13 protein-coding genes and 1 pseudogene are annotated in these 12,418 nt (G+C 56.1%); 9 read left to right on the plus strand and 5 right to left on the minus strand.

The window, feature by feature from the left end:
• Positions 1-90: 90 nt before the first annotated feature.
• The 3 genes from POTG_RS07195 (at position 91) to POTG_RS24670 (ending at position 2,312) form a co-directional block, all read left to right on the plus strand.
• On the plus strand, positions 91-822 hold the full coding sequence (locus tag POTG_RS07195) for a ThuA domain-containing protein (protein ID WP_009224162.1): 732 nt from the start codon (positions 91-93) through the stop codon (positions 820-822).
• On the plus strand, positions 822-1,925 hold the full coding sequence (locus POTG_RS07200) for a Gfo/Idh/MocA family protein (protein WP_009224163.1): 1,104 nt from the start codon (positions 822-824) through the stop codon (positions 1,923-1,925). Before POTG_RS07195 ends, POTG_RS07200 begins: the two co-directional genes overlap by 1 nt.
• A gap of 243 nt (positions 1,926-2,168) precedes the next feature.
• Entirely contained in the window at positions 2,169-2,312 is a 144-nt protein-coding gene (locus POTG_RS24670) for a hypothetical protein (RefSeq protein WP_009224164.1), read from the plus strand.
• Positions 2,313-2,370: 58 nt separating this feature from the next.
• Here the strand turns inward: POTG_RS24670 and POTG_RS07205 are convergent, their stop codons facing one another.
• From POTG_RS07205 to POTG_RS07215, 3 genes are read right to left on the minus strand one after another with little or no spacing between them, the layout of a single operon-like run.
• Entirely contained in the window at positions 2,371-3,153 is a 783-nt protein-coding gene (locus tag POTG_RS07205) for an SDR family NAD(P)-dependent oxidoreductase (RefSeq protein WP_009224165.1), read from the minus strand.
• Positions 3,154-3,203: 50 nt separating this feature from the next.
• Positions 3,204-3,866 carry a bifunctional 2-keto-4-hydroxyglutarate aldolase/2-keto-3-deoxy-6-phosphogluconate aldolase gene (locus POTG_RS07210; protein ID WP_009224166.1) on the minus strand — a complete coding sequence of 221 codons (663 nt, stop codon included), beginning with the start codon at positions 3,864-3,866 and terminating at the stop codon, positions 3,204-3,206.
• 41 nt (positions 3,867-3,907) lie between these two features.
• The gene (locus POTG_RS07215; protein WP_036644621.1) at positions 3,908-5,569 is read right to left on the minus strand and encodes a hypothetical protein; all 1,662 of its coding nucleotides are present in this window, start codon (positions 5,567-5,569) and stop codon (positions 3,908-3,910) included.
• Positions 5,570-5,783: 214 nt separating this feature from the next.
• Here POTG_RS07215 and kduI point away from each other — a divergent pair, with 214 nt between their 5' ends.
• The 6 genes and pseudogenes from kduI to POTG_RS24675 all read left to right on the plus strand — a co-directional run.
• Positions 5,784-6,617, plus strand: coding sequence for a 5-dehydro-4-deoxy-D-glucuronate isomerase (gene kduI, locus POTG_RS07220; RefSeq protein WP_036644622.1), 834 nt, complete (start codon positions 5,784-5,786; stop codon positions 6,615-6,617).
• Between the two features lie 18 nt (positions 6,618-6,635).
• Positions 6,636-7,397: a DeoR/GlpR family DNA-binding transcription regulator gene (locus POTG_RS07225; protein ID WP_036644623.1), complete on the plus strand. Its 762-nt coding sequence runs from the start codon at positions 6,636-6,638 to the stop codon at positions 7,395-7,397.
• Positions 7,398-7,430: 33 nt separating this feature from the next.
• Complete coding sequence (gene kduD, locus POTG_RS07230) at positions 7,431-8,183, plus strand: 2-dehydro-3-deoxy-D-gluconate 5-dehydrogenase KduD (RefSeq protein WP_009224170.1); 753 nt, start codon at positions 7,431-7,433, stop codon at positions 8,181-8,183.
• A gap of 130 nt (positions 8,184-8,313) precedes the next feature.
• The gene (locus POTG_RS07235) at positions 8,314-8,901 is read left to right on the plus strand and encodes a bifunctional transcriptional activator/DNA repair enzyme AdaA (RefSeq protein ID WP_009224171.1); all 588 of its coding nucleotides are present in this window, start codon (positions 8,314-8,316) and stop codon (positions 8,899-8,901) included.
• Between the two features lie 5 nt (positions 8,902-8,906).
• A complete protein-coding gene (locus POTG_RS07240; RefSeq protein WP_009224172.1) occupies positions 8,907-9,443 on the plus strand; it encodes a methylated-DNA--[protein]-cysteine S-methyltransferase in 537 nt (178 codons plus the stop codon).
• Positions 9,444-9,541: 98 nt separating this feature from the next.
• A pseudogene (locus tag POTG_RS24675) lies at positions 9,542-9,685 on the plus strand (radical SAM protein); the annotation flags it as partial.
• A 113-nt stretch (positions 9,686-9,798) separates the two neighbouring features.
• Here the strand turns inward: POTG_RS24675 and POTG_RS07250 are convergent.
• The gene (locus POTG_RS07250; RefSeq protein ID WP_036644624.1) at positions 9,799-10,779 is read right to left on the minus strand and encodes a sugar kinase; all 981 of its coding nucleotides are present in this window, start codon (positions 10,777-10,779) and stop codon (positions 9,799-9,801) included.
• A 232-nt stretch (positions 10,780-11,011) separates the two neighbouring features.
• Positions 11,012-12,409: a helix-turn-helix domain-containing protein gene (locus tag POTG_RS07255; RefSeq protein WP_009224175.1), complete on the minus strand. Its 1,398-nt coding sequence runs from the start codon at positions 12,407-12,409 to the stop codon at positions 11,012-11,014.
• Between the last annotated feature and the right edge of the window lie 9 nt (positions 12,410-12,418).

Raw genomic sequence — 12,418 nt, forward strand, 5'->3', positions numbered from 1 at the left:
AGAATTCGCAGATGTACAAGCGTAAGTCGATAACGTCTCTGGTGTCCGTTAGCTTTTTAAACAATTTATCAGGAGAGAAGGAATCGAGAAATGAAAAAAGCATTAATCGTCTGGGGCGGCTGGGACGGACATGAGCCGGAGCAGGTTGCTGGCATCTTCGCTGGCGTTTTGCGAGAGCACGCCTTTGAGGTGGAGGTCTCCGATACGCTGGAGGCTTTTGCCGATGCAGAAAAGCTCCTGGGTCTTGATCTGATTGTCCCGGTGTGGACGATGGGAACGATCGCTCAAGAGTTGGTTAATAACGTATCCGCGGCGGTACAGGCCGGAACCGGATTGGCTGGCTGCCACGGAGGGATGTGTGATTCGTTCCGCAACAATGTCGATTGGCAATTTATGACCGGCGGACAATGGGTGGCCCATCCGGGTAATGACGGAGTCGAGTACAAGGTAGAGATTATCGCCAATTCCAGCCCGCTGGTGGAGGGGATCGAAGACTTTTACGTCAAAACGGAGCAGTATTACCTGCATGTCGATCCTGCCGTTGAAGTGCTGGCCACCACCCGCTTCCCGGTCGTTGACGGGCCTCATCGCCTGAATAAGCCGGTGGATATGCCGGTTGTCTGGACCAAACGCTGGGGGGTTGGACGAGTGTACTATAACTCGCTGGGACATCACGCCGACATCGTCGACCTGCCTCCGGTGAAGGAAATGATGACCCGCGGGATGCTGTGGGCGGCGGAAGGCAAACGGCTTGCCGTCGAGTCTCTAGGTGAAAATGCGCTGAGTCACAGCAATTATACGGGCATGGGGGACAGCCAATAATGGACAAAATCAAAGTAGGAATTATCGGCTGCGGCAAAATCAGCGGTATCTACATGGAAAATTGCGCAAAGTTCGAGGCGCTCGAACTCGTAGCCTGCGCCGATCTCGACCTGAACCGGGCGCAGGAGCAGGCCAAGCAATATAACGTCCCCCGTGCTTGCACGGTCGACGAGCTGCTGCAGGATCCTGACATCCAGATCGTGATAAATCTGACGATTCCGGCGGCCCATGCCGAGGTTTGCCTGAAAGCGCTGGAAGCCGGCAAACATGTATACGTGGAGAAGCCGCTGGCTGTGACCCGCGAGGAAGGCTTGGCCGTTCTCGCAGCGGCCCGCGAGCGCGAGCTGATGGTTGGCAGCGCGCCGGAAACGTTCTTTGGTGCCGGAATCCAAACGGCACTGAAGCTCATCCAGGACGGGGCGATCGGCCGGCCGGTCTCGGCAGCGGCGTTTATGATGAGCCGCGGCCATGAGTTTTGGCATCCGGACCCGGAATTTTATTACGCCAAAGGCGGCGGCCCGATGTTTGATATGGGCCCCTACTATTTGACCGCACTCATCCAGCTGCTGGGTCCTATTAAGCGGATCGCCGGTATGACCGGCAAAGCGCTGGAGCAGCGCACAATCACCAGCGAGAAAAAGTACGGGCAAAAGATTCAGGTCGAAGTCCCGACCCATGTCACGGGCACGCTGGAGTTTGCGCAAGGCGCTATTGCTACGCTCACGACCAGCTTTGATATTTTTGGCGGCAGTACGTTACCGCCGATCGAAATCCACGGGACGGAAGGCACCTTGCTCGTTCCCGATCCTAACTCCTTTGGCGGCCCGGTGAAGCTCCGCCGGATCGGCGAGGAAGCCTGGACCGAGGTGCCGCTCCTGCCCGGCTACGCCGAGAACAGCCGCGGCATCGGCCCGGCCGATATGGCCAGCGCTTTACTGCACGGGCGTCCGCACCGCGCCACCGGCGAGCTTGCCTACCATGTGCTTGAGGCCATGTGGGGCTTCCACGATGCTTCCGATGCGGGAAGCTACTATGAAATGCAGAGCACTTGCACCCCGCCGGCAGCGTTGCCGCTGGATCTAAAGCCGTATCGGCTCGACTAACCGGACACCGGCACTAAGCCAAAACGAAACGCCAAGAAACCCCGACCAGATCAAGTTCGGGGTTTCTTTTTTTTGCGAATAGTCCAATCTCTGCACCCCATATCGTTGTTGAACAGCGATGATGGAGAGGAATGGGGAGAACGATGGCTGAGCGAATACAACAACCCTTTATTTTTGTGTCGATCCGGGCATCAACAACGATTCGTAATTTCATTATTCTGGATCTGATCACCGGAAATCGGGTTGTACTACCTGATCAAGCTGGCGACCGCCAGCGTGCTGCTGGGCTCAATGGGAAGCGCCGTGGGAACAGAGGTCATGAAGCGGATTCCCGTGATGAGGCTGTTCCAAATGAATCGCAGCATCATGCCTGTAAAAAAAGGCTGACCGCCGACTCACCGGCGATCCGCCTTTTTTCATCCGGCGGGTTCCACCCCGCCGAGTATTACAACACCGCCGACGTACCGCCGTCGATGTTGACCGCTGTGCCCGTCACATATGACGCCGCTTCGGACACCAGGAAGGCGATGACCTTCGCCGCCTCCTCCGCCTGACCGATTCGGCCTAGCGGGATGCCATGGCGAGGATCCGTTGCAAATTGCTCCCAAGTGAGCTCGGGCGCGGTTTGACGCCATTTCCGTTCGATTTGGTCGCTGCGGACAAGCCCGATGCACACCGCGTTCACGCGGATTCGGTCGGCCGCCAAATCCTTGCTCATCGCCTTCGTTAACGCCAACCCCGCTGCCCGGCTGACCGATGTTGGCAATGAGGAAGCCCCAGGTGTTTTGCCGCCTATGGCAGTGACGTTCAGAATCGCTCCGCCCCCCGCTTTACGCAGATGGGGGAGCGCTGCCCGGGAGAAATTCACCGCGCCAAGCAGCTTCAGGTCCAAGTCCGCGCCCCAAGCTTCGGCCTCCACCTTCTCAAACGGGGCCGCCGCCGAGGTGCCTGCATTATTTACGAGAATATCGAGTCCGCCAAAATGCTTGGCCGCCTGCTCGACAACCCGGCGGGCGTCATCGCCCGAAGTGACGTCGGCGACAAGGACAAGCGGTTCCGTCCCCGTCTTCTCGCGGATGGCTGCAGCCGCTTCCTGCAGCGGCCCTTCGTTCCGCGCCACGATGGCGACCTGGGCGCCTTCCGCAGCCAACGTGAGGGCGGTTGCCAGCCCAATGCCTTTGCTGCCGCCGGTAATGATTGCCCGTTTCCCTCTCAATCCAAGATCCACGCGAATCCCTCCTCGACGATATTTTTATGATCAACGTGTATTGATTAGGATCATCCTTTGGCCTTCAGATACTCCGCTTTATAAGCAGCGGCTTTCTGGGCGATCAACGACAGATCGTTGCGTTTCACCGCTTCGTTTGTCAAATCCGAGCCGATCCCCACAGCGACCGCGCCCGCTTGGATCCATTCGCCGAGGTTCGCCAGCGAGACCCCGCCGGTTGGCATAATATTTGCCTGCGGCAACGGCCCTTTGATCGCCTTGATCATCGACGGGTCGTACAAATTGCCCGGGAACAGCTTCACGATGTCCGCCCCCAGCTCCAGCGCCTCCTGGATTTCCTTGATCGTCATACATCCAGGCATGACCGGGATCCGGTACCGGTTACACAGCATCACCGTGTCACGATTCAAGGAAGGCCCAACGACGAACTGAGCGCCGCTTAAGATCGCAGCCCGCGCCGTTTCGGGATCCAGCACCGTGCCCACGCCGATGATCGCATAACGGGATTCGTCCTGGGCGTCCCAGCTGTATTTACGCGCCAATTCCTCGATCGCCCGCAAAGCAAACGGAACCGTCATCGTCACTTCGATGACCTTAATCCCGCCGGCAATGGCCTGCTCGGCCATTTGTACGACTTCCTCCGGGGTTTCTCCGCGCAGGACGGCGACAACGCCTTCCTGTACGATTTTTTGCACAAGCTGCAGCTTCTTCATTCCCTAACCCTCTTTCTCCTAATCGTTGTACTTTTTGCCCCTTACAATGAAAAAGAATACGACTCCAAATCCACACGCTCGCCGTTTACCCATCGATCCCCTGGAAGCCCGGGACCTTTGACGCTTAGAGTAAGCTGGACTCCCTCGGCATAGGTGGTATAGGAGGCATCGATCCGACCGGTCCTATCGTCGGCTGTGAAGCGTGGGGCGTGGGACTTCATAGTTAATACGAAATCGTCTAGACCCGCGATTCCCCGCTCGCCTGCTTCCGGAAGGCCCATCGCTTCCACCACAACACCAACGTAGCGGCCTTCCGCCTCGACCTGGAGATAGCCGTCCCGCTCCCGCACCTGATAATCACTCGACACATATACGGCAAAAAACGTCTCTTCAACCTTTCCGAATATACCATTCGCTGTAAATCGCCATTCTCCTTCCGGAAGCACGCCATTGACCTGCCCAGGCACACCCTCCGGCAGCGGGTAGACCGCCACCACGACGTTGTGATAATACAACACTTCCGTCCATTCGCTCTGATGGCGCGGGTCGTAGCCGCTAAGATCATACCCTTTGCCGGGATGGAAAAAATACAGCTGATTTCCTTTCTCCCCGCGGACCGGCAAGCTGTACAGCCAACGTAGCTGCTCATTGTCGAATTCCTCGACTCTCTCCCACAGCCCACCTGCCGCGAAGTGGTTGGTCAGATAGGCATAGGAATGCAGCCGCTGCTTGACGCCGCCGATCTCCTTGAGGATGGCCGCCTTGGACTCGGCAGGCTTACTTCGCTCCAATGCCCGCAGCCGAGCTGACGCAGGAGCTTCATAGAATAGAAGCCCGGCATACTCGGTGCGCGGCATCGCTTCCGGCAGCTCGAAATCGCCGAATTGCACATAATCGTGCAGCACGTTCGCATCCCGCGGCGCATCATGCAGCCAACCGCGGGCATGGGCACCAACCCATGATCCCTTGAAATAATAGGTGGCCCGAAGGGTCCATAGATGATTTAACATCTCAGACAGCTCGGCCTTTACCTCCGCATCGCCCATCAGCGCCCAAGCGCAGGTGAACGCCTGAACCCAGTGCCAAAACCACGGCAACGCGCCGTATTCGGCCATACCCTTAAGCCGTAAACGGGCCAACGTTTGCCGTAAGCATTCCCTGCCGTCCGCGAACAATGTCGCATCTCCGTAACGCTGCCCCAAGATCAGCTTCGCGGCCGTATACTTCGCCTCATGATGGTTGTATTCCCGTAAAGGTTTGCGATAGAAGCCGCTGCGATAGACATGCGACAACGCGTCCTCGAAGCGGGCGGCCAACTCCGGGCTCAGCTCTTCCCCATAGCAGTGCATGAAATACGCCATCAAGCTGCCCATGAGCTCGACCGGGAGCACATGCGGCTTGGCCCGCTCCGGTGTCGGATCCAATCCGAGCGGCCAGTGTCCATATGTCGGGCTGGACGTCTCCTGGTCCTGCAGCTGAAGCACGCGCAGCAGCACCCGCTCCGCCAGCCGCCGGCCTTCCGTCCGATCAAACGGCGGCGTTTCGTCCGGATCTACGGCGGCAGCAAATAAATAGGAGGCGTAATAATAGTTGTCCCGGATATCGCCATGAAACCACAGTCCGCTGTCCAGAAGCGGCTGCCGCCAGGCGGTTGCTGCGGCTTTTCGGACGATTGTCTTCATTCGAGCTTGATACAGACTCATCAAAACGTACCCCTTCCCCCACATCCTACCATGGTTCCCTCAGCTGCTAAAGCCGGTGAATCCACGATTTCCTACGGTAAATTTCCGAATTCCGGCATCTTCATCCTAGATGGTGCAATATGGTGTGCCCTCTTGCCAAATGAACCTAAATGGATTAATCTGAACGTATATGAACATTATACACCAAAATGAACGTGTAAAGGAGAGATTTTACATGGAACGTCGTTACGCTTCGCATCCCCAAGAGGTCAAGCAATTTGATACCGACCGTTTACGCAAGGAATTCCACATTCCTACCTTGTTTACGCCGGATCGATTGGAGCTGGTGCTCACGCACGAAGACCGGCTGATTATCGGCGGCGCGGCTCCGGTGCAGCAGGATGTCAAACTGGAAACGGATCTCAAGGAGCTAGGCGTCTCCTACTTCCTCGAACGGCGCGAGCTTGGAGCCATTAATGTTGGCGGACCAGGATCCATTATTGTCGACGGAACGGAATACGAGCTGAACAACAAGGATTGCTTGTACGTCGGCAAGGGTTCGCGTGAAGTGATTTTCCGAAGCAAGGATGCCTCGAAGCCAGCGAAGTTCTATTTGAATTCGGCACCGGCCCACAAGGAATTCCCTACGGCAAAAACAACGCTGGCGGAAGCGGAATCCGGAGCGCTTGGTTCGATCGAAAATTCCAATGAGCGCACGATTCACCGGTTCATCCACGAGAACGGCATTCAAAGCTCCCAACTCGTGATGGGGATGACTCAGCTCAAGACCGGCAACATGTGGAATACGATGCCTGCCCATGTCCATCCGCGCCGGATGGAGGCTTATATGTACTTCGATCTGGCAGAGGACGCTGTCGTCTTTCACCTGATGGGCGAGCCCAACGAAACCCGGCATATCGTTGTGCGTAACGAGCAAGCTGTCATCTCGCCGAGCTGGTCGATTCACAGCGGGGTAGGAACCAGCAATTATACGTTTATTTGGGGCATGGCCGGCGACAACAAAGCTTATGCGGACATGGACGCCGTTCCGATGAAAGACTTGAGATAAGAAAGAGTGAAAGCTTGCATGAATCCAATTCGACGTTATGAAAAAATTATGGAGGTTCTACTGACGCAAAAGGAAGTGACGGTGGCAGAATTAAGCGAAAGCTTGGGCGTGACCGGCAAGACGATCCGGGAGGATCTCGCCAAGCTGGAGGAGCAAGGGCTGCTGGTGCGCGTACACGGCGGAGCAATGCTCGCCCAAAGCGACCAGTACGGCATTTTGCCGTCCAAAGAGCCGCTGACCAAGCATGCGGAGGAGAAAAGGGACATCGCCCGCCTCGCCCTCAATCACATTCAAGAGGGTGATATCCTCGCACTGGACGGGGGCAGCACAACGCTGGAGATCGCCCGGCGGTTAGAGAATCGCCCGCTTACCGTTGTCACGAACGACGTGTATATCATCAGCGAGCTGGCAGCCAAAGACCAGATTCGTCTGGTCGTCCCCGGAGGCTACCGCGTCCGCAACATGCTGGCCGGTCCCGAATCGGCGGCGTACGTGCGTCAGTTGAATATCCAGAAAGCCTTTATCTCGGCAACCGGCATCCATCCGGAACACGGACTGTCGATTTATACCGGTGATTTGATCGACTTCAAGCGGGCTTTGATCGAAACGTCCCGCGAGGCGATCGCCGTCTTAAACCATCAAAAGTTCGGGCAGACGGCGCTCCGCACCTTCGCCTCGCTGAGCGAGATCTCGCGTATCCTCACCGATCGGGGCCTACCCGCAGAGTCTGCACTACCGTATGAACGTGCCGGCGTAACGATCGAATACGCAACCAAATAAACGAAAGCGGATTGATGGGAGGATCGTACACTTATGAAATTATTTGATTTAACGGGCAAAACTGCCCTCGTCACCGGAGCCTCCGGCGGACTGGGCCAGGGGATTGCGGTCGGACTGGCCGAAGCCGGGGCCGACGTCGTATGCGTCTCTCGCACCAGCAGTGCTGAAACGGTCAGCCAAATTACAGCCTTAGGCCGGAAAACGACGGAAATCGTTGTCGACCTCAGCGAGCATGACAAGCTGCAGGAAACCTTTGATGAAGCGCTCCAATTAACGGGGGCGGTCGACATTCTGGTAAACAACGCCGGGATTATCCGCCGGACACCAGCGAAGGATCACAGCGAAAAGGATTGGATCGACGTCATCCAACTGAACTTGAACACCGTGTTCTTGCTCTCGCAGATCGCCGGACGCCATATGATTGAACGCGGCAGCGGCAAAATCATTAATATCTGCTCGATGCTCTCCTACCAAGGCGGGATCAACGTGCCCGGCTATACGGCCAGCAAGCATGGGGTCGCCGGCTTAACGAAGGCATTCGCCAACGAATGGGCTTCCTATGGCGTACAGGTGAATGGCATCGCACCCGGCTACATGGTAACGGACAATACCGCGCAAATCCGGGCCGACGAGAACCGGAGGGCTTCGATCACGGATCGGATTCCTGCCGGGCGTTGGGGAACGCCGGAGGATCTAAAAGGGCCGGCCGTCTTCCTCGCCTCCGCCGCCTCAGACTATATGAACGGCCATATCCTTTGCGTTGATGGAGGATGGATGGCGCGGTAATATCATCGAATTTCGCCTGCCTTATTGGCAGGCTTTTTCTATGATGGGGCATTTCGTAATCTTGCTTTTCCTTTCGCTTCCCGTGGCGCCGTGATCTTGGTCAAGGTATACTAGGGCTGGGGGTGAAGCCATGACAATCCATACCGGGTCCCGGACTTACCAGACCGCAAACGATGCCCAGTGGCAAGCGATTCTCGCCAATGATGCTGCACAGGACGGCCAATTCTTCTACGCGGTGGTCAGCACGGGCATCTTCTGCCGCCCGTCCTGTAAATCAAGGCCGCCTAAGCGGGAGAACGTTCTCGTCTTTGCTACTGCGGAGCAAGCGCGTGCTGCCCATTTCCGCCCCTGCAAACGCTGCAAGCCGGAAGGACAGCGGTTGCCAGATCAGGAATGGGTCGAACAGATCGCGGACTATATCAACCGCCACTACCAAGACAAGCTCACCCTGGAGACGTTGGCTGAAGCGTGCCACGGCAGCCCGTACCATCTGCAACGAACGTTCAAACGGGTCATGCGAATGACGCCAACGGAATACCTGGTGCGACGGCGAATCGATGAGGCGAAGCACGCTTTGGCTGAATCTGAATCGCAGCGGACCGTTGCTGAGATCGCCCAAGAAGTGGGGATTGGCAGCGCCGCCTATTTGATCACCCTGTTCAAGAAAATCACCGGCATCACGCCTAACGAATACCGCAAAATGCAAACGGAGGTGTAAGCTCCATGACAATCGTTCAGTCCCCGCCGTTATACTGGTCACAGCTCCAGGAACCTGCTTGGAGCCTATATCTCGCCGCTACCGAACAAGGCCTGGCGTTCGTTGGCTCATCCGGCGGTTCTTTTGAGGAGCTGACCGCCTGGGCGGGCCAACGTTTCCCCGGCCGTCTGCTTGCGCAAGATGACCGCCGGCTGGCTCCCTATGCTTCCGAGCTGGCGGCCTATTTTCGCGGTGAACTCCAACGTTTTACCCTCCCTTTCGACTTGCACGGAACTCCGTTCCAGCAAGACGTCTGGCAGGCGTTATGCTCGATTCCGTTCGGGCAAACCCGCTCTTACTCCGACATTGCTGAGTCGATCGGTAAACCCGCTGCCGTCCGTGCAGTAGGCACGGCGATTGGGGCGAATCCGCTGCTTATCACGATTCCATGCCATCGCGTGATCGGCAAGAACGGGGCGCTTACCGGCTACCGCGGCGGCCTGGAGATGAAGATGCGGCTGCTGGAGCTGGAACATGCCGCTTTAGGCGGAGGCGGGCGGTGAATCCCAACGGCCACCCGCGGGTAGCTGCCGCCTATATGACGCCCAAGACACTGCTTAATATAGGGACCGGATTCCTGTCCCACTACTCTCATTCGCTGAGGCTGGGCATCCGCTCGATCTATGAACAGCTGGGCCTCGAATCCTGGTATTCACCGGACGCCTACCGAATCGTGTATGAGCGCCTGCTGCAAGTTTTTCCCGATCATCAAGTATTTCTTAGTCAGGAGGGGTTCGCCCCATAAGTAAGCAAAACCGCCGGAGACGAGGCTCCCGCGGTTTTATCATTACCTAAGAAAATGATCACGTTAACATTAAAGCCCAAACGACAACCGTTCACAGCAAAGGATCCAGCCCTTTACCGCTCCACATGCCCTTTGCCGGACAAGAGACGTTCAATCTCCGCCGCACTTGGCAACCCTTCCCAGTCACCAACAGCCTGAATGACCTGAGCGCCAACCAGATTCCCCAGGCGAACGGCCTCAATCATGCTGTACCCGCGTACGACTCCAGCCAGAAATCCGGCGCAAAATCCGTCGCCCGCTCCCACCGTATCAATCACCTGTTCCACTTTAAAATACGGCACCGGGTTCAGCTGCCCTTGCTCCAGCACGTAGGTGCAGTCGTCTCCGCCTTTGATGATACTGATCGCAGACAACTCCTGCAGCTTGCCGATGATCGTATCCATCGAATTTGTCTCGTACAACAGCTTTAACTCATCCAGTCCCGGCAGGAAATAATCCGCTTTCATCGCCAGCGGCAGCAAAACCTTACGCGCGTCCTCAATGCTCCACAGCTTCAATCGCAAGTTCGGATCGAAGCTCACCTTCACCCCATGCCGCTTGGCGATATCCACCGCCGCATGGGCCGTTTCCACGCAAGAAGCGCTAAGCGCCGGCGTAATGCCCGTCAGATGCAGGACCTTGGCTCCGGCGATGTACGATTCGTCCAGATGCTCCGGTCGCATGAAGCTGGCCGCAGATAACTTGCGGTAGTAATAGACCGAGCTTTTGCCCGCCACGTTCTCCCGTACCATCATGCCCGTAGGGGCTTCATCCGTCAACATCGCACGGGATACGTCAACGCCTTCGCCGCGGATCGCCTTCAGGATACGCCGGCCAAACGGATCGTCCCCCAGGCGGCCGCACCATCCGGAAGTTTGGCCCAGCCGTGCCAATCCGATCGCTACATTGGACTCCGCTCCCCCAAACGATGGAGAGAGAGCGCTTGCATATTCGAGCCCTTTGCCCCCTTCCGCGATCAATAAAGCCATGCTTTCGCCAAAGGTGACCACCTCGGGGCTTCCCGGGTTCGGACGAGATTCACTTAACTGCTGCATGTTCAGATTCACACCTTCTTTTGGAGTCAATTTACTACCATTATCTCATGTCCGGACTCGGAAAACTATCAAAAAAAAGCCAATCCATCGATTCGGGTTGCCCCGGATGAATCGGCTATGTCCTAGCAAAACTGGACCTTATGTTGTTGTGCCTTATTAGCCCCCTACCCCGTTCTCGTAAGCTGTAATAGGGCTGTTGTGACTGATGCTGCCGAATACTCCCGTACCTAAACTAATGATCAGAGCGAACATCATTGCCCACTTCCGCAACCTTCAACACCTCCCCCATCAAAGATTCGTACTGCTGGAGTTGCTCTTGCGTCGCGAAGCTTCGATGCTGCTCAAATAGCGGGACCATTTTCATAAAAAGTTCCTTGTTATTCAGAGAAACCGCATATTTGAGCGCGTAAATCAACTTCTCCAAGCCTTCCTCGATCTCCTGTTTTCGCAGCAGATAAATCGCCAGCTGATAGTTTAGGTCCAAGAACCGGTCTTTATTTACAGCGGAAACATAGTGATTGGGATAAAGGCTATATAAATCCGTATTCACCGGAAACACTTTTAATACGTCGTCGATCACAAAACCGTTAATATTGGCGGCTTCGACAATGATTCTCAGACTGGGCAGCACTTCATGCGGATGCTCTTTAAGCATCTGGATATATTCCGGAAGAATCGTTTCATTCCCATTTAAAATCTCCAGATTGTAGCGGTTCGCTTTGGCCCAGACCTTAAATTTCTCCACTTCTTTTAAGCCCGTCTCATCAAGGCCTTCAAACCAGCTCAAATCCGCGTATTCGGCTACACACTTCAGCGCTTCCTCATACCTGCCCAGATGCTCCAATGCCGCGCCTTTCAGCAAATACCCTTGGCCAAAGTAAACCACCAGATGCCGCTCGCAGCGCAGCTCCCTATCCTGATGGGCGGAGGACGCCTTCCAGCTCGTTTCATAGATTCGCCGGGCCAGCGTTTGCAGCTCCTCGGCAAATCTTACGACGTAAGTCCATTTTTGCAGCGAGTAATAGGTGTTCGCTAATTGCAGCAGCCCATCGAGCTGAAGATCCTCGGGGAGCCGGTTGCGGTAGGGCTCGAACCAGGTGGCGGTCCGCAGGTTGGATTCTGCGTCTTCCCCCAAATTCATCCGGAACAGGCGGTATTGGCTGATCGCCAGCCGTTCCGAATGCTGGTATTTCTCGTATTCGCAGACCGATTGGTAGAAGAGCCTTGCGGCGTCGCGGCGGCCTTCTTCGTAAAGCTCCTCCCCCATATCAAAAATCATCGGAAGATAGGATAAGTCCTCAGTCAGGCGGGACAACACCTGCTCGATGCAATCCAATTCGCCAATCTCCGCGCAGCGATGCAGAAACGCTTTTAACCTTCGTCGGTTGGGATGGTCTGAATCAATACATTCCTCCACATATAAAGGGTAATACGACCCGATCGGCTGTTCGAGCGCTTCGGTGATCAGGTCCAACTGCCCGATAGAGATCGGTTTAGGGGGATTTCCATTCAAGATGGCGCTGAGCGTCCCCCGATTGATTCCCGAACGGCGAGAAAAGCTGTGCAAGGAATATCCTTTCCTTTCCAGCTGATGGTTGATCACGGAACGAATCGTGGGTTCCTTCGTCATGGGATCTCC

The sequence above is a fragment of the Paenibacillus sp. oral taxon 786 str. D14 genome (assembly GCF_000159955.1).
In the GTDB taxonomy this organism is placed as follows: domain Bacteria; phylum Bacillota; class Bacilli; order Paenibacillales; family Paenibacillaceae; genus Fontibacillus; species Fontibacillus phoenicis.

Excerpts from the sequence above, each read along its gene's own strand:
- POTG_RS07195 (WP_009224162.1), top strand. The coding sequence starts at position 91 with ATGAAAAAAGCATTAATCGTCTGGGGCGGCTGGGACGGACATGAGCCG.
- POTG_RS07200 (WP_009224163.1), top strand. The coding sequence starts at position 822 with ATGGACAAAATCAAAGTAGGAATTATCGGCTGCGGCAAAATCAGCGGT.
- POTG_RS07210 (WP_009224166.1), bottom strand. The coding sequence starts at position 3,866 with ATGAAGAAGCTGCAGCTTGTGCAAAAAATCGTACAGGAAGGCGTTGTC.
- POTG_RS07215 (WP_036644621.1), bottom strand. The coding sequence starts at position 5,569 with ATGAGTCTGTATCAAGCTCGAATGAAGACAATCGTCCGAAAAGCCGCA.
- kduI (WP_036644622.1), top strand. The coding sequence starts at position 5,784 with ATGGAACGTCGTTACGCTTCGCATCCCCAAGAGGTCAAGCAATTTGAT.
- POTG_RS07225 (WP_036644623.1), top strand. The coding sequence starts at position 6,636 with ATGAATCCAATTCGACGTTATGAAAAAATTATGGAGGTTCTACTGACG.
- kduD (WP_009224170.1), top strand. The coding sequence starts at position 7,431 with ATGAAATTATTTGATTTAACGGGCAAAACTGCCCTCGTCACCGGAGCC.
- POTG_RS07235 (WP_009224171.1), top strand. The coding sequence starts at position 8,314 with ATGACAATCCATACCGGGTCCCGGACTTACCAGACCGCAAACGATGCC.
- POTG_RS07240 (WP_009224172.1), top strand. The coding sequence starts at position 8,907 with ATGACAATCGTTCAGTCCCCGCCGTTATACTGGTCACAGCTCCAGGAA.
- POTG_RS07250 (WP_036644624.1), bottom strand. The coding sequence starts at position 10,779 with ATGCAGCAGTTAAGTGAATCTCGTCCGAACCCGGGAAGCCCCGAGGTG.
- POTG_RS07255 (WP_009224175.1), bottom strand. The coding sequence starts at position 12,409 with ATGACGAAGGAACCCACGATTCGTTCCGTGATCAACCATCAGCTGGAA.